Annotated in this window: 12 protein-coding genes; 5 read left to right on the top strand and 7 right to left on the bottom strand. The window is 62.5% G+C overall.

Features of this window, described 5'->3' with window-relative positions; translation table 11 throughout:
- Positions 1 to 2 precede the first annotated feature (2 nt).
- The 7 genes from tssF to tssA all read right to left on the bottom strand — a co-directional run bounded on the left by tssF (position 3) and on the right by tssA (position 7,827).
- Entirely contained in the window at positions 3 to 1,784 is a 1,782-nt protein-coding gene (gene tssF, locus FHT69_RS28120) for a type VI secretion system baseplate subunit TssF (protein ID WP_047616895.1), read from the bottom strand.
- A complete protein-coding gene (gene tssE / locus FHT69_RS28115) occupies positions 1,777 to 2,286 on the bottom strand; it encodes a type VI secretion system baseplate subunit TssE (RefSeq protein ID WP_047616893.1) in 510 nt (169 codons plus the stop codon). Before tssE ends, tssF begins: the two co-directional genes overlap by 8 nt.
- A complete protein-coding gene (locus FHT69_RS28110) occupies positions 2,279 to 3,109 on the bottom strand; it encodes a type VI secretion system accessory protein TagJ (RefSeq protein ID WP_183906262.1) in 831 nt (276 codons plus the stop codon). Before FHT69_RS28110 ends, tssE begins: the two co-directional genes overlap by 8 nt.
- Entirely contained in the window at positions 3,106 to 4,494 is a 1,389-nt protein-coding gene (tssC, locus tag FHT69_RS28105) for a type VI secretion system contractile sheath large subunit (RefSeq protein ID WP_183906261.1), read from the bottom strand. Before tssC (FHT69_RS28105) ends, FHT69_RS28110 begins: the two co-directional genes overlap by 4 nt.
- 75 nt (positions 4,495 to 4,569) lie before the next feature.
- Positions 4,570 to 6,051, bottom strand: coding sequence for a type VI secretion system contractile sheath large subunit (gene tssC / locus FHT69_RS28100; protein ID WP_047616887.1), 1,482 nt, complete (start codon positions 6,049 to 6,051; stop codon positions 4,570 to 4,572).
- Between the two features lie 130 nt (positions 6,052 to 6,181).
- Complete coding sequence (gene tssB, locus FHT69_RS28095) at positions 6,182 to 6,706, bottom strand: type VI secretion system contractile sheath small subunit (RefSeq protein WP_047616886.1); 525 nt, start codon at positions 6,704 to 6,706, stop codon at positions 6,182 to 6,184.
- A 56-nt stretch (positions 6,707 to 6,762) separates the two neighbouring features.
- Positions 6,763 to 7,827, bottom strand: a complete 1,065-nt coding sequence (gene tssA, locus FHT69_RS28090; RefSeq protein WP_080759911.1) for a type VI secretion system protein TssA — start codon at positions 7,825 to 7,827, stop codon at positions 6,763 to 6,765.
- A 230-nt stretch (positions 7,828 to 8,057) separates the two neighbouring features.
- Here tssA and tssH point away from each other — a divergent pair, with 230 nt between their 5' ends.
- The 5 genes from tssH to tssI all read left to right on the top strand — a co-directional run bounded on the left by tssH (position 8,058) and on the right by tssI (position 15,812).
- A complete protein-coding gene (gene tssH / locus FHT69_RS28085) occupies positions 8,058 to 10,832 on the top strand; it encodes a type VI secretion system ATPase TssH (RefSeq protein ID WP_127430787.1) in 2,775 nt (924 codons plus the stop codon).
- A 41-nt stretch (positions 10,833 to 10,873) separates the two neighbouring features.
- Positions 10,874 to 11,350, top strand: coding sequence for an Hcp family type VI secretion system effector (locus tag FHT69_RS28080; RefSeq protein WP_003575677.1), 477 nt, complete (start codon positions 10,874 to 10,876; stop codon positions 11,348 to 11,350).
- 150 nt (positions 11,351 to 11,500) lie between these two features.
- A complete protein-coding gene (locus FHT69_RS28075; RefSeq protein ID WP_183906260.1) occupies positions 11,501 to 12,577 on the top strand; it encodes a hypothetical protein in 1,077 nt (358 codons plus the stop codon).
- Positions 12,578 to 12,586: 9 nt separating this feature from the next.
- Positions 12,587 to 13,519, top strand: a complete 933-nt coding sequence (locus tag FHT69_RS28070) for a hypothetical protein (protein ID WP_246780766.1) — start codon at positions 12,587 to 12,589, stop codon at positions 13,517 to 13,519.
- Positions 13,520 to 13,547: 28 nt separating this feature from the next.
- Positions 13,548 to 15,812 carry a type VI secretion system tip protein TssI/VgrG gene (gene tssI, locus FHT69_RS28065; protein WP_183906259.1) on the top strand — a complete coding sequence of 755 codons (2,265 nt, stop codon included), beginning with the start codon at positions 13,548 to 13,550 and terminating at the stop codon, positions 15,810 to 15,812.
- Positions 15,813 to 15,819 lie beyond the last annotated feature (7 nt).

Here is a 15,819-nt window from a genome sequence, read left to right as displayed (position 1 = left end):
CCTCAGAGCAGCGGGCGTTCGGCGGCGCGTGCCGGCCATCGGGCGATCGGCCTCGACTGCCCCTTCATCCCGATGGTCAGCCGGGTGAAGCTGTTGACCGAGGTATAGAGACTGAAGAAACGGTCGAGCACGCTGCCGAACAGGAAGGCCGAAGGCCGGTCGATGGCGGCCGGATCGAATTCGAGCGCGATCTCGGTGCCGGGCACCATGCCGCCGCTGCCGAGACGGGCAGTCGAGTTGCCCGCCTTGATCCGGACGAGCGCATCGCCGAACTGCTTGGTCTCGGGACTGTCCCGGAAGGCGTAGAGCGACAGGATGTCCTTCAGCGCCGCGCCGTCATTGTCGAAGAGCGACAGGTGATTGAGAATGAGATGCGACATCAGCCGCCAGTTTCGGCCCTCCTGATCGTTCATCCTGACCGACGGCGTCGGCGGGATCAGCGCTTCGACACTTGCGACCGCTTCATGGCCGGAGGCGAGCTGCAGGAAAGGATGGCCGCCGCCGAAGGGGAGCTGTTCCGGCAGGTCGCGATTGAGGCAGAGCGTATCGACGCTCGCGACCGCATCGACGGGACCGGCGGAGCGGCGCTGGCGATCGACGAAGGCGATGTCCATGTCGCTGGTCCTGTCGTCTTCGTCGAAACGGCGATAGGCCTGCCAATAGGTCGGGCTCGCGCCTGCCCGTTGCGAGCGTCCGAAGAACGGCTGGCAGAATTCCTCCTGGCCGCGCGATCCGGTCAGGAGAACGCGATCGATCGAATAGATCTCGCGGGTCTTCTGGCGCCGCGCGTCCGGCAGGAGACGGTATTCGGTGCGGGTGCCGTCGATGGCAATCGGCTCGCAGACCTGGCGGAAGAGGTTGACGACAGGCGTCGCATTGAGCGCGAAGTCGCGGACCGACACCGCTCGCTCGAGTTTGGCGTCGCTGTCCCTCAGGTAGACGAAGAGCTCCAGCGTCTCGCCGCGCCAGGCATCGAGTCCCTCGATGTCGAGAAAAAGAAACTTCCGTGGCAGAGCGAAAAATTCGGTCAGCAGCCGGTAGCCGACAAAGCTCGGCGCCGGATAGGGCAGCATGGCCTCTTCGGGCTCGAAGCCGACCGGTTTGAGATTCCCCGCCGGCAGGAATACCGGCGACCGGTCGTCCGCATGTTTGGCGAGCGCAATGCCGAGCGTGTGATTGGCAAGCAGTTCGTAGATCGCCACCGCCTGCTGCCAGGGGGAGGGAATGTGCAGGCGCAGCCGGTTCACGCCGAGGCTGCCGAGGGGCTTTCGGGCATCGAGGCTGCGGATGGAGAGCCTGAGGCAGCCGGCAACGCCGACATAGGGCGAAAGCGGCGCATTGATCGGCTGGCCGGAAAGTGCTGCACCGGTGATCTCGATCGGCGCCATCTCGACATCCTGCGTGGTGCGGAAACGGCAGGCCTCCCCTCGCACTGGCTCGGCCAGGATTTCCGTATGACGCGGCACTGTCTGGACCGAGGCGAGCGTATCGCTCGGTCGGAACCTGACGATGCTCATCGAGGGCAGCGGCGAGAGGTAGTGGGGATAGAGCGTTTCGAGCAGGCTGTCGGTCAGTTCGGGAAACTCGTCGTCCAGCTTCTGGCGGACCCGGGCGGCCGAATAGGCGAAACTCTGGATCAGGCGCTCCACATGCGGGTCGTCGGCGACGTCTCCCGTCATGCGCAGGCGGCCGGCGATCTTCGGGAAGGCGTCGGCAAAACGTGCGGCCCGGCGGCGCAGCGCCAGCAACTCCTCATTGTAACGGTGCAGAAAACCTTCAGCCATGCGCTGCCTCCACGAGGAAGCGCTGGGTCGAGGGATCGATGGTCGACTCGAAGCTGATCGGCGGCATGCCTTCATGCAGACGGAAGGTCGCCTGGATGCGCATGCGCAGCGCTCGTTCGGTCATCGTCCGGCTTTTCAGGATCGTCACCCTGACATCGGAAAGGCGCGTTTCGAAAAGCGCGATCCGCCGCTCGATCGCTTGCGCCAGCTTGAGCTTGGCCTGGTCGGTCATCAGATTTGCCGAGACGACGCCGTCGACGCCATAGCTCACCAGGGCGTCCTTGAGTTCGGAAAGTGCCGTCGGCGGCGTGGTCGGGCAGCGCCGCGTGTTGAGCAGCGCTTCGAGATCGCGGCGGATCGCCTCCCTGACGTCGCGGACCTGATCGACGAGGCTCATCGGCGGATCGACGGCGCGATCCGGAGCCTCGTCGATCAACCTGTCGAGGATCGAGCGGGCAAGGACGCGGTCGCGCAGCCGGTAGCGTTCGAGCGGATCAGCCATGCGCAACCTGCCTGCCGGCAGCCGTTGCCGGCACGATCTCCAGACTTTGGGTGTCATGGAAGGAAACCAGTTCGTCGCCGGCGAGGTAGCAGCGCTGGCCGCGGCCGGTGGTGATGCCCGTGGGTTCCTCGATCCATTCGGTCTCACGGCCAAGCCTGAGCGTCGCATCCTTGCCGGTGCCATGATAAACCGCAGGCAGAAGCACCGACGCGGCCGCGCCGTCGATCAGCGAGAGCTCGGCGCGGCGGAAGGCGAGATCCCGCGGACGGGCAATTGGCTCTATCGACAGAGCTGCGATCTTGGCGAAATCGATCCAGAGATAGGCGCCGCCGGTCATGATGACTTCGAGAGCGTGCGGCGTGCGGTCGTCGAGATCGCGGAAATCAGAGACCGCCCTGCCGTTCCAGATCAGTGGGCGCTCGCCCCTCAGGTTCTCGAGCGCAGCGAGCGCGGTCCTCGCCTCATCCGCATCCCCGCCGCGATGGGCGATGCCGAGGCGGACGGCGAGCTTGTCGAGCTCGCTCGGCCCCTGCGGAAATTCCGGCAGGGCGCTGCTCGTAAACCAGGCGTCACGCGCCGCCATTGCCCGAAGCTCATTACGCAGCAAGGCGAATCCCATCGTCGCGTCGGGAGAGAGGGTGGCCGCAAGGCTGCACTGATTGTCCGCACGCTGATAATCCCCGGCAAGCACGAGAAGATCGATATAGAGATGCCGCGCCTCCTGATCCGAGGGCTTGATCTTCAGATGCGCCTTGACCTCCTCGATCGCGTCATCGAGGGCGTCGTCGCTGAGCGATTGGGCGATGCTGGCGGAAAGCGTCATGCGGACATCCTCTCGGGTATGGCAATGGGGCGGCTCGGGGTCTGGCCGGTGGTCGCGGTCTCGGCGACGAGATGGAAGCTGGTGGCAACGTCATCGAGCTGGAAATGCGGCTGCAGCCGGACGGTGCAGGAGAAGCTGCCGGGCTTGCCCGGAATCTCGGCGACGCTGATGCCGGCCGAGCGCAGGGGAAAGCGGGTGCGCAACGCGATGTCGGCATCGTCATTGCCGAGCGTATAGGCGGTCAGCCAGTCCGCCAGCGTCCGCTCGATCGAGATCGCATCCGAAAGCTGGCCGATTTCGTCGCGCATGATGACCTTGAGATAATGCGAGAAGCGCGACGCGCAGAGCACATATTGCAGCATGGCGGCGAGGCGGGCGTTCTGGCGGGCATGTTCGTTGGAATAGTGCGGCGGCGCATGCAGCGACTGATTGGAATTGAAAATCGCCGAAGCGGAGAGATAGGTGGTGGCGGCGGGGATGATGCCGAGATCGCAAAGCTGCTGCTCCTGGCCGCTGGTCAGTTGGATTTCCACCGGCGGCTGGGCTGATAGTCCGTTGCTTTCGGTGCCAAAATCATAAGGCGGCAGGTCGGCTGCACTCAGCAGGCCGCCGTCGACAGCATCCTGCGTGACGCCGCGGATATCCGCGAACCAGCCTGAGACGATGAAATTTCGGATGACGACAGTGGCAAAGGCGAAAGCGGCATTGCCCCACAGAAGCGAACTGCCGTCGGCGGCGATGCTTTCGCGGAAGGGAAAGCCGTCGTTGCGATCGCGCGCATGAGGCGTCAGCGGCGAGCGCATCAGGATGCGCGGTGCGACAAGCCCGAGGAAACGCGAATCCTCCCGTGCACGCAGACCGTTCCAGCGGATGCGGGCCGTCTCATGGGCAAGCCAGGAAAAGTCGTTGACCCGGTTCAACTCGTGAAAGTCTTCAAGCCCGATCGCCTGCGGCGCTGCACCCGCAATAAAGGGGCAGAAGGCGGCCGCCGCCACCATGCCGATCTGCGACAGCGTGCCGACCGGATCGCCACCGGCCGGGTCGGCGGGAGAAAGATGATAGTCGCCGACCAGCAGGCCGAAGGGCTCGCCGCCCGCCATGCCGAACTCGCGGCTATAGATCAGTTCAAAGAGATGGCTTTGGTCGAAATCGCTGGCACGCTCCATGCTTCGCGCGAGCTCGCTCCAGCTGACGCTGAGAAGCTTGACCTTCACCTCGCCGCTGCGGCTTGCCTCGCGCACGAGCATGGCAAGGCCTCGCCATCTCGCCTCCATCGCCTGAAAATCGGGATGGTGGAGGATGGCATTGACTTGCCTGTTCAGCGCTTCGTCGATCAGCGTAATCAGCTGATCCGCCCGGCGCCGCCATTCAGTGCTGGAACCCATCGTCAACCTGACACAGATGTTCGAACGCAAGGGTCAGGCGCGGCGGCGAACCCACCACGCCCGACCCTGCTTTCATCAGTTCTTCGAGGGAATCCGGGCGACCATGCGCAGCGAGGTGGTCAATTCCTCCATCTGCAACCACGGACGCATCCAGGCCACGGCATTGTAAGCGCCCGGCCTGCCGGGGATCTCCTGTACGGTGACCTTTGCCTCGCGCAGCGGATATTTCGCCCGCGATTCCTCGCCGGCGTCGTCATTGGCATTGACATAGTTGGAGATCCAGCGATTGAGCCAGGCCTCGCAATCTTCCGCCTCCATGAAGGAGCCGATCTTATCGCGGCCCATCACTTTGAGATAATGGGCAAAGCGCGAGGTCGCCATCATATAGGGCAGACGGGCTGAAACGGCGGCATTGGCTGTTGCTTCGGGCCGGTCGTAGAGCTTCGGCTTATGCGCGGTCTGCGCCCCGAAGAACACGGCATAGTCCGTATTCTTGTAGTGGCAGAGCGGCAGGAAGCCGAGCTTGCCGAGCTCGGCGTCGCGGCGGTCGGTGATGCCGACTTCCGTCGGGCATTTCAGGTCCAGATCGCCGTCGTCGCTCGAGAAGATATGCATCGGCAACCCTTCGACCTTGCCGCCGTTTTCCGCCCCTCGGATGGCGGTGCACCAGCCGTTCTTGGCGAAGGCTTCGGTCAGACGCGTGCCCATCACATAGGCTGCGTTCATCCAGCAGTAGGAATCGTGCGACAGTTCGCCGGTCTTGGAGCCGCCGGTTTCATCGAAGTTGAACTCTTCGATGGGGCTGGTCTTCGGGCCGTAGGGCATGCGGGCGAGCACGCGCGGCATGGCGAGCGTCACGAAGCGTGAATCGTCGCTGTCGCGCAGGCTGCGCCACTTGGCGTATTCCACCGTCTCGAAGATCTTCTCGAGATCGCGGGGTTTGGCCAGTTCGCGGAAATCCTCGAAGCCGAACATACGCGGGCTGGCGGCCGAGATGAACGGCGCGAAAGCGGCTGCGGCGATCATCGAGACGCCCTGCAGAAGCTGGACGTCGTCGAAGGAATTGTCGAATTCGTAGTCGCCGATCAGCGCGCCCATCGGTTCGCCGCCGGGTGTGCCGAACTCGTCTTCATAGACCGACTTGAAGAGCCGCGACTGGTCGAACTCGACGGCCTTTGCCAGATCCTTGGCGACATCGCGCTTGGATGCGTTGAGCACGCGGATCTTCAGATTGGCGCTGGTCTCGGTGTTCTTGACGAGATAATTCAAGCCGCGCCAGGCGCCTTCGAGTTTGGTGAACTCGGGCGACTGCATGATGGCCGCGAGCTGGCTTGAAATCGCCTTGTCGATCTCGGCAATGGCATTGTTCAGTGTGATCGTCAGGTTGCGATCATAGCTGACCGTACCCTTCAGGGCTTGATCGGTCAGCGTGCGCAGAAGGTCCTGGGCACGGTCGGGCTCGGTCTGGCGGGTTGCCGCAACGACCTTCGAGAGCAGGTTCTCATCAGGCGCGAACCCGGCTTCTTCCTTTGTTTGCAATTGCGTTTCGGCGGTCATCTATCGATCCTTTTTGCGAAAGCGGCGGCCCTCGAAGCATGAGGGGTTCCCTTCGAGAGGGGCGGCTGCCGGACAACGACTTTTCAGGAATTGAACGCGCGGGCCGCTATCGGTCCGCGATCCCAGGCACTCAGTTCAACACGTCCTTCGCCTCTTCGGCTTTGCCGCCGCCAAGCTGGGCCACCAGCTGCGAGAGATCGGCCTTGTTCTGCAGGATATCCTCGAGCAGGCGCTCGAGTTCCTCGGAGCGGTCCGCCTTGCTCATCAGGTCGCGCAGCTGGTTGCGGGCGTTGAGCAGGGCCTTCAGCGCCGGTACCTGATCGACGACAGAGCCGGGTTCGAAATCGGCCATGCTTTCGAATTTCAGCGAAACCGGAATCTCGGTTCCATCTTTCTCGAGGGTGTTCTCGACCGACAGGGTGAGGCCTGGCGTCATGCGGCGCATGACGTCATCGAAGTTGTCGCGGTCGATCTGCACGAATTTGCGCTCGCCGAAAGGCTTGAGCGCCTGCGTGGGATTGCCGGAGAAGTCGCCGAGCACGCCGACGACGAAAGGCAGTTCCTTCACCACCATCGCGCCTTCGGTTTCGACTTCGTATTTGATGTGGACCCGCGGCTTGCGAACCCGTTCCAGTTTTTCATGCACACTTGCCATCGAGATTCTCCTTCGTCTCATCGGCGGATTGTCAATTGAGATGCTGCGGCCTGCCGCTAGCCTCCCTTGTCGGTGACGGGCTGGATGCCGGCTGCCGTCAGCACCGCGTTGCGGGTGTGTTGTTCGGGCAGCAGTTCGGCAAGAAGCTCGAAAAAGTCCATGCGGCCGCGACGCACCAGCGTCTCGATCGACATGGAGATCGGTGAATGGGGCTCGGTACGGCGGAAATAGCGGGCAACGGCGATCAGAAGTTCGAAGGCCTCTTCCCGCGAACGAATCGTCTCGGCGCTGACCGGTGGCATGCGAATGGCCTCGGCTTCGGTGCCATTGCTTGCCTGCAACGGCTCGGATCCCTGCGGGACAAGGGCTTCAGGAGCGGTGAGCGGCTCTTCGATCCCGGCGAGCATCCGGATTGCAGAAGCGGCCTCCTGCAAAACATTGCGTGTATTCGAACTCGGTGGCGCCTGGTCGCCGCAGTGTCTGTCAAGTATTTCGACCATGCGATCGAAAGCGGCGATGCACTCGGTCAGCACGCCGAGATGGGCTGACATCTGAGCGACACCGGCTTCTGCCGCCGCCTGCTGCAATTCCTTGCGCCGTTCGGCTTCGTTCGGCCGCTGTGCAAGCTGAAAATCCCAAAGCGAAAACTGGGCGAACTTTCCGCCGGGGATCAACGATGTCAAACGAATAGCCTGGATCAGCGTTCCTTCGCCGCCGACGCCGTTCAGGCCCGCGAAGGGCGCGAACCGTTCCTCGATATCGCCGTCTCCGATCGAATGCAAAGCGTCGAAATACTTGTCCAAAAGCGACACGGTTGCGACGTAAACGTCATGCAATCCTGAGAAGCCGCGCAGCCGTAACTGCGCTTCCGCCAGCCAGGCCAATACTTCGATGTCCTTGCTTCTGGAAGAAAGGATCTGCAATCCAAGATTGCTAACATCATGCCAGGCAGGTGCAAGCGCAATAGTGTCGCCTGGAGAAATACTACGTTCGGCTGTACGCGCGGCGTTTCTCGCGTCCTTAATTCTATAGTATATTTCACGTGATGAAGTATTAATCCGAACGTTTTCTCCGCACGGATGATTTTGTTCAAATGGATCTATAATTTCGCGAACGTTCACGCGGTTAAATTCCTCAAAAAGCAGAGCATACTGCGAAGAACGGTCATTTTGGGCGGCTCATATTGGCTTGTCAACCATCGAAGGATGATGACGGATTTATGACGACTTTCGATATGCTCGTTTTTCAAAATAGAGTCGTTTTTCTTCTGGACAAGGGTTTATGAGCGCCCTAGTTGTTTCTTCGCGTTAGGAGAGCATACTGAATTTCGACGTAAACACAGGACTGGTGGATGTCCCATATCGATCTCAATCGTCTGATAAGAACGCTTGAGCCCAATTTACGTGTCGGTCTTGAGACAGCGGCTTCGCTTGCCGTACGGCATCAGCACGCCGTCGTCGATATCGCCCACTGGCTTCGCTCCCTTCTTGATATCGCAGGATTTTCTGCCGTTTTCGAAGAGCTCAAGCTCTCCTCCGAAATGCTGAGGACAGAGCTCGACGCGGCGATCGCCGACATGCCGCGGGAGGATGGCGCCTCGCTCGCGCTCTCTCCGAACCTGCTTGCCCTTGGGAGGGAATCCTTTCTGGTTGCATCGCTGCAATGCGGGCGGAATGTCGTGCTGCTGGCCGATCTGCTGGCCGCGCTGATCAATGATTCGACATTGCGGGCCGTGATGCGGGGCATTGCCCCATCGATGCGCAATCTCGACAGGGCGACGCTCGACAGGTTGCTGGAGAAAGCGTCGTCCGGTTCGTCGGAACCGCTTTCCATGCCCGCCACCCCGTCTCCGAACCTCTCTGGGGACAATGAATTCCTGCGGCTCTACACCCACGACATGACGGCGGATGCCCGCGCCGGCCGGATCGACCCGGTCATCGGCCGTGATGGCGAATTGCGGCAGTTGATCGATATCCTGATGCGCCGGCGCCAGAACAATCCGATCCTGGTCGGCGAGGCGGGAGTCGGCAAGACCGCGGTGGCCGAAGCGCTTGCCCTGGAGATCGCCGCCGGCAACGTGCCGACCCGGTTGAAGGACGTGAAGCTGCTGCTGCTGGACCTGAGCCTGCTGCAGGCTGGCGCCGGCGTCAAAGGCGAGTTCGAACGGCGCTTGCATGGCGTGGTCGATGCGGTGAAGACCTCGCCCGAGCCGATCATCCTGTTCATAGACGAGGCGCATGGGCTGATCGGCGCCGGCGGGCAGGCGGGACAGGGTGATGCCGCCAATATCCTGAAGCCCGCTTTGGCGCGGGGAGAACTGCGGACGATCGCGGCGACGACCTGGGGTGAATACAAGCGCTTCATCGAAAAGGATGCCGCACTCACCCGCCGCTTCCAGACAGTGCATGTCCGCGAGCCGGACGAAGAAGCCGCAATCCGCATGCTGCGCGGCGTGGCGGAAGGCCTGAAAACCCATCACAAGGTCCGCATCCGCGACGAGGCGATCATCGCCGCCGTCCGGCTTTCGGCGCGATATCTGCCGGACCGGCAGCTTCCCGACAAGGCGATCAGCCTGATCGACACGGCCGCTGCTGCGGTGGCGCTGGCGCGCCAGACGACGCCGGAGGCGCTGAAGTTGCTCGCCGACGAGCGCGATCTTCTGGAAACCGAGGCGAACTGGCTCGCACGCGAACCGGAGACGCCGGAAAAGCGCGCCCGGCTTGAGGAGATCGCCGGCAAGCAGAAGCAGATCGTTCTGGAGATCGAGACGCTCCAGTCGAAATTCGACGAAGAAAACCGGCTCGTCCGGGAAGCGGACCGGCTGGAGGAGTTCTTCTCGCCCGACGACGCCGTCGTCCCGCTGGCGCCGGCCGACAAGACGGGCGACGGCACGAATGTCGCGCCTTTCCCATCGCAAGCCATGACCGCGGAAAGCGCACGCGCCGCACTTGCCGTCACGGAACGCAGCCTGGCGGCAGTCGTGGATCAAACGCCGCTGCTACCGCGCGTCGTCGACAAGGAAATCGTTGCCGCCGTCGTCGCTCGCTGGACCGGCATTCCGGTCGGCAAGCTGCTGTCGGACCAGATCGAGACCGTCAAGACGCTCGATGCCCGCCTGAAGGAGCGAGTGCTTGGCCAGGACGCGGCGATCGAGCGCATCGCATCAGCGATGCGGGCGGCCCGCGCCGGGCTTTCCGATCCGCGCCGGCCGCCGGCCGTCTTCCTGCTGGTCGGCATGTCCGGCACCGGCAAGACCGAAACCGCGCTTTCGCTCGCCGACATGCTGTATGGCGGCAGCCGGTACCTCACGACCATCAACATGTCCGAATTCAAGGAGGAGCATAAGATTTCCATGCTCCTCGGCTCGCCGCCCGGTTATGTCGGGTACGGCGAAGGCGGCGTGCTCACCGAGGCGGTGAGGCGCAGGCCCTATGGGGTGCTGCTGCTCGACGAGATCGACAAGGCGCATCCGGGCGTTCAGGAAATCTTCTACCAGGTGTTCGACAAGGGAACCCTGCGCGACGGCGAAGGCCGGGACATCGACTTCAAGAACACCACCATCGTCATGACGGCGAATACCGGTTCGGAGATGATCGCCGCACTGGCCGCCGACCCCGACACGATGCCCGAGGCCGACGCGCTCGAAGCGCTGCTGACGCCGGAATTGCAGAAGCATTTCAAGCCGGCCTTCCTGGGCCGTACGACCGTGCTGCCCTTCATGCCGCTCGGCAACCAGACCCTCTCGGGCATCGTCGATATCCAGATCGGCCGCATCCGCGAGCGGGTCGAGGCCACCTACGGGACCAGGCTTTCACTCTCGCCGGGAGCCCGCGACGCGCTGATTTCGCGCGCCCGCGCCAGCGAGGTGGGCGCCCGCGCGATCGAGGTCATGATTGCCCGCGACCTCTTGCCTGATCTTTCGACATTTTTCCTCGATGCCGTTGGCCAGGGGAAGAAAATTCACGGGGTCACCATCGGTTACGACGGCCACCGTTTCGGCCTCGATGCCGAAGAGGCCGCCCCGCAGGAATTCGACACGCCGGGAGAAAACCGGTTGTCGGATGAAGTAGCCCCGAGCCGCAAGCGCACTCGGGGAGCAGCGAGAAGAAAGGCAACTACGCCTTAGACGCAACTAGGCACTCAACCGCCAATAGGAGAGCTGACAGCATGCCGATTTATCTTCAGATCGACGGTATCCAGGGGGATGCGACCCACGAGCAGCATCGCAAGTGGATGGACATCGAAGCCATTCACTGGAACGTCGCCCGCAACATGAACACCTCCGCCGGTTCGGCGGCAAACCGCGAAGCTTCCGAGCCGACCGTTTCGGAAGTGATCCTCACCAAGGTCAGCGACTCCTCGTCGACCAAGCTCTTCCAGGAGGCCTGCTCGGGCCGCACCGGCAAGCGCTCCGTCATCCATCTCGTCACCACGGGCAACCCCGGCGACACTTACATCGAGTATTCCCTCGAGAACACGCTGATCGCCAGCTACTCGATCGATTCCAACGGTGACCGCCCGGTCGAGACGATCAAGCTGAACTTCACCAAGATGGAAGTGAAGTACACGCCTTACGACGACAAGCACTCGCCGCAGTCGCCGATGATCGCCTCTTACGATCTCGCGACCACCAAGGCCGCCTGAGGCTTCTCAACATCGGCAGTGCCAGCCTTGCTGCTGGCACTGCAGCCGACGATTCGAGCGCCTTTTCCATCACAGGGAAGGGCGCTGAAATAGACTGTTTTCGCAGATGAATTGAGAGACATCCTTGCGCTTTAGACAATGGAGATGATCGTGTCGGCTGCAACTGATCGTTTGAACGATATTCTTGTAGAATTGCCCAAATACAAATCCCAATGGGAGACGAATGTCGCCAATCCCTATGTGCGGGCTTACGATCTCGCCGTCGACAATTACCAGAAGACCACGAAAGCCCAGGAAGCCCGCGACCGGATGCTGGCCGAGCTCTTCGTGTTTTCCGCTTCGGTCCTGACGGGCAGCATCATGATGGCCGCCTTTGCCACGACCTCGGTGCGTGTGCTGGCGGGGCGCACGGCGCTTCGGGTGATCTGCAACAACAATCTCAACCGCACCTTCGACCTGATGCATGCCGCGGCCAATAGCAAGCCGGTGATGTTTGCGCTCGGCGGCGTGCTCGACGAGGCCAAGAAGCTCGCCAACAAGCAGGTGACCAGCGCTGCGGAAAAGCTGACGAGCAGCGCGCCGATCGCTTCCGCGCCGACCGCCCTCAATTTCATGACGCGGATCGCCGATTTCATCGATACCAACCACATCTGCGTGCATGATTTGGTCAGGGGCGTGCAGCAGGACAATTCGATCAGCGAGGCCAACAAATCCAGGCTTGCCGATCTGGTTGGCAAGACGCCGTTCTGCAATCCGCCGGAGAGCCGGCGCGTCGACGAAAACCGGCTGTCCCAGAAGATGGAGCTCTTGTTCTACATGAGCGCGGTTCTGGATTCCGACAAGCTGGTGACCTATGTGCCGGCCACCGGCGGCACTGTCGGTGGCATGGGCCGGGATATCGAATACAGCAAGAACGCCATTCCGCAGATGCCCTCGGCATCGGATTATCCGAAGGCCACTTCGCCCCGCTTTATCGGCCGGCCGCTCCAGCCTTTCGAACCCGGTCAGCGTGTCGAATACGACAATATCGGATCGGTCGTACGGGATCGCATCAACACGCTCAGCCGTCTTACCGGCAATTCATCCTTCTATCCCGAGCAAAATTTTGCCGAAAAGCTTCTGATAGACCCCACAGGCCGCGCCCAACTGGCGAAGGCGGAGCAGATCATCAACCGACTTTCCACCGACGCGCGGCCCAAGCAGCTCACCGACGTCAGGATGATCTGAGGGGTGTCGATGCTGTTGACGGATCTCCTGAAGCCGCACGGATTGATGGGGCGCATGCGCTGGCCGCTGGTTGCGGCCGCTCTCGTCTGCGCCATGGCCGCAAGTGCGTCCGGCATGGTCGGTGCCTCTGACACCACCGATCAGTCCCTGCTTCAGATCGAAGAGGTGGCGTCGCGCCTTTCCGGCACGACCGCCGCTGTCGACAATGTCGCCAAGGCTGCGGCCGATCGGGGCATTTCGGCGACTTCGGATGCGCAGCCGCTGCTTGAAACGGCGGCGCGGTCTTCCTTCAAGGCCGACAGCATGCTGGCCGAAATATCGAAAGCCGTCGGTGAGGCCGGCGACGATGGCGTCGATCCGAAAGCCTTCGCCAGAGCGGCAGCGGCTTTGGAAGAGGGGCAGGCGAAGGTCGCGCGCATGTATGAAGCGCAGGACCAGACCGCGGCGAAGGATATCGAAACGCGTCTTGCCGACCCGGTCAACGGGCCGCGTATCAACCGGCTTGCCGATCTAATGGCCGGCCCGGATCTTGCCGTGGAAACGGCTTTCACCGCCCAGCTCATGTATCTGTCCCTGGAGACCCTCTCCAACTCCGATGCCGGGACACTGGCGTCCGCTCCGCAGGACAAGCTGCAATCCGAGATGAAGAGCGTGATCTCGTCGCTGCGTTCGAAAAGCGAGAACGAGAAGCCGCTTCCCAAGGACATGGCACGGGCGAATGAAAAGGCGCGGCTTACCTTCGTGCTCGCCACCCTGTCTCCGGAAGATCTGTCGGTGCTGACGGATTTCTATGAGAGCCCGGGTGGAAAGGCCAAGCGCGACGCGCTCATCGAAAGTTATAAGCAGGTCTCCGATCAGGCCAATACCGAAATGCTGGGGCAGTATTTCCAAGCACTGGCGGATTACCTCAAAACCCATCCTCGGCCGCAACAGCAGCAGTAATTCGGCTCCCAAGACGGAACGTGATGTTATGGACGATTTGCAATCCCTCGCCGCCGATTTCATCCAGGCGAACCGTATTCTGAAGATCGTCTCGCCGCTCGGTGAGGACCAGCTTCTGCCGGAGCGGGTGACGATCGAGGAAGGCATTTCTTCGCTCTTCGAGATCAAGCTGTCGGCGCGCGCCAAGAAGCCATCCGTCAAGCCGGAGGAGTTGATCGGCCGGCTGATGGATGTCTCCGTCGAGGTGCAGCAGGGCGAGGATAGCGGCGGCGTGCGCCGGCCGTTCAACGGGCTGGTGACCGAACTCAACGAGGGGCCGCCGATCACCCGCGGCCTCAGATCCTATTCCATGGTGCTGCGCCCGCAGATGTGGCTGCTGTCGCGCCGTTCCGACTGCCGCATCTGGATGGACAAGACCTCGGTCGATATCGTCGAAACGCTGTTTTCCGAGCACGGCATCCCGGCGCCCGATACGTCAGGCGTGATCACGCCACCACCGCCGCAGCATTATTCGGTGCAGTGGAACGAAACCGACCTTGCCTTCCTCACCCGCCGTTTCGAGGAGGACGGACTGTTCTACTGGTTCTCCCATGAGGACGGCAAACACAAGCTGCATGTGGCCGACAGCGCCCGGTCTTGGCTCGGCCCGTCGCCCTCGGCGCAGGGCGAGGGGCAGGTCCGCCTGGCGCAGGGCTCGGCCGACCGCAACCATATCACCGAGTGGAGCCGGCGCTATTCCTATGTGCCGGGGCAGCGGGCCGGTGCCGACTGGAACTTCGAGACGCCGCGCATGGTGCCCGGCACGATGACGCCGTCGCTGGTGCAGATGCCGGAAGCGACCAAGCGCGAGCTCTACGAATATCCGGCGCGCATCTCCTCGGTGGCCGAGGCGGAGCGGGCGGAAAAACTGAGGATGCAGGCCTCCGAAGCCGATCACGACCGGGTCTTCGGCGGCTCGACATCCCGCATCCTGGAGGCGGGGCGCCGCTTCACCCCCTATGAAGTCGCCCATCCCGACCATGCCTATGAGGAGCATGTGGTGGTCAAGGCGGTGCATACCGTCGTCGACCGCTCTTACGAGACGAACAGCAACGAGCCGGAATACACGAACACATTCGAGGCGGTGCCGTCACGGGTGGCGATGACGCCGCACCGCGAGACCAAGCGGCCTCGGATAGAGGGCACGCAAGTGGCAATCGTCGCCGGCCCCTCCGGCGAGGAGATCCATCCCGACCAGTACGGTCGCATCAAGCTGTGGTTCCCCTGGGACCGCAAGGCCAAGAAAGACGGTTCCGACACCTGCTGGGTGCGCGTCAGCCAGGTCTGGGGAGGCGGGACCTGGGGCGCCCAAGTCATCCCGCGCATCGGCATGGAGGTGATGGTCGCCTTCGTCGACGGCGACCCCGACCGGCCGCTGGTCACCGGCGTGGTGCCGAATCCTTCCAATTCGGTTCCTTACGACTTGCCGGCCAACAAGACGCGCATGGTCATGCGGTCCAACACCCATAAGGGCACCGGTTTCAATGAGATGACCTTCGAAGACGAGGCCGGCCAGGAGAACATGTTCTTCCACGCCCAGAAGGACCAGACGACGCGGGTGCTGAACGACCGCACCAAACGCATCGACCGGCACGAGGTTTCGGCGATCGGCGCGAACCGGACGGTCGAAGTCGGCGGCAACCAGAAGCACGAGGTCGGCGGCTCGATGAACACCGTCGTCGGCGGCACCGGGCCGATGGCCATGGCGCTGATGGGGGCTGTCAGCGGTCTCTCTGGACATACGGCCGGACTGCTGGCCCAGGCCGGGCAAATTGCGGGCGGCGGTGGGCCGGGGCTTGCGGCCTTTGCCGGCACGCTGGCGTCTTCAGCGCTGGGTTTCCTTGGTGCAGGCGGACTGGGAAGCCGCGAGGGCGTTGTGTCCGGGCCGTCACCGAGAGCGGATGCGGGTACGGCGCTGGCTGGTTCCGGCACGGGTGTCGGCGACGCGGCCTCCAGCCTTTTTCCGCTGCCCGGCATCATGAACACGATTGTCGGCTCGTTCAAATCGGACACGATCGGCATTGCCCGTGCCGAGCAGGTCGGCGTGAGCAAGGTGACCAATGTCGGCCAGACATCGCTGGAGAGCGTCGGCAAATTCAAGAAGATCGCCGTCGGCGAGGAATTCGTCATCGAGTGCGGCGATTCCAAATTCATCATGAAAGCCAATGGCGAAGTGATCATTCTCGGCAAGACGTTCAACTTCGTCGCCACCGAACACTTCCAGATGCGCGGCAAGCCGATCGATCTGAACTGAGGAGGTT

The sequence above is a fragment of the Rhizobium sp. BK008 genome, assembly GCF_014197345.1.
Classification (GTDB): domain Bacteria; phylum Pseudomonadota; class Alphaproteobacteria; order Rhizobiales; family Rhizobiaceae; genus Rhizobium; species Rhizobium anhuiense.
This window is presented reverse-complemented; position numbering and strand designations above follow the sequence as displayed.

Coding starts and splice junctions, on each gene's coding strand:
- tssC (WP_183906261.1), bottom strand. CDS start 4,494: ATGGGTTCCAGCACTGAATGGCGGCGCCGGGCGGATCAGCTGATTACG.
- FHT69_RS28070 (WP_246780766.1), top strand. CDS start 12,587: ATGCTGTTGACGGATCTCCTGAAGCCGCACGGATTGATGGGGCGCATG.
- tssF (WP_047616895.1), bottom strand. CDS start 1,784: ATGGCTGAAGGTTTTCTGCACCGTTACAATGAGGAGTTGCTGGCGCTG.
- FHT69_RS28080 (WP_003575677.1), top strand. CDS start 10,874: ATGCCGATTTATCTTCAGATCGACGGTATCCAGGGGGATGCGACCCAC.
- tssH (WP_127430787.1), top strand. CDS start 8,058: ATGTCCCATATCGATCTCAATCGTCTGATAAGAACGCTTGAGCCCAAT.
- tssI (WP_183906259.1), top strand. CDS start 13,548: ATGGACGATTTGCAATCCCTCGCCGCCGATTTCATCCAGGCGAACCGT.
- tssE (WP_047616893.1), bottom strand. CDS start 2,286: ATGGCTGATCCGCTCGAACGCTACCGGCTGCGCGACCGCGTCCTTGCC.
- tssB (WP_047616886.1), bottom strand. CDS start 6,706: ATGGCAAGTGTGCATGAAAAACTGGAACGGGTTCGCAAGCCGCGGGTC.
- tssC (WP_047616887.1), bottom strand. CDS start 6,051: ATGACCGCCGAAACGCAATTGCAAACAAAGGAAGAAGCCGGGTTCGCG.
- FHT69_RS28110 (WP_183906262.1), bottom strand. CDS start 3,109: ATGACGCTTTCCGCCAGCATCGCCCAATCGCTCAGCGACGACGCCCTC.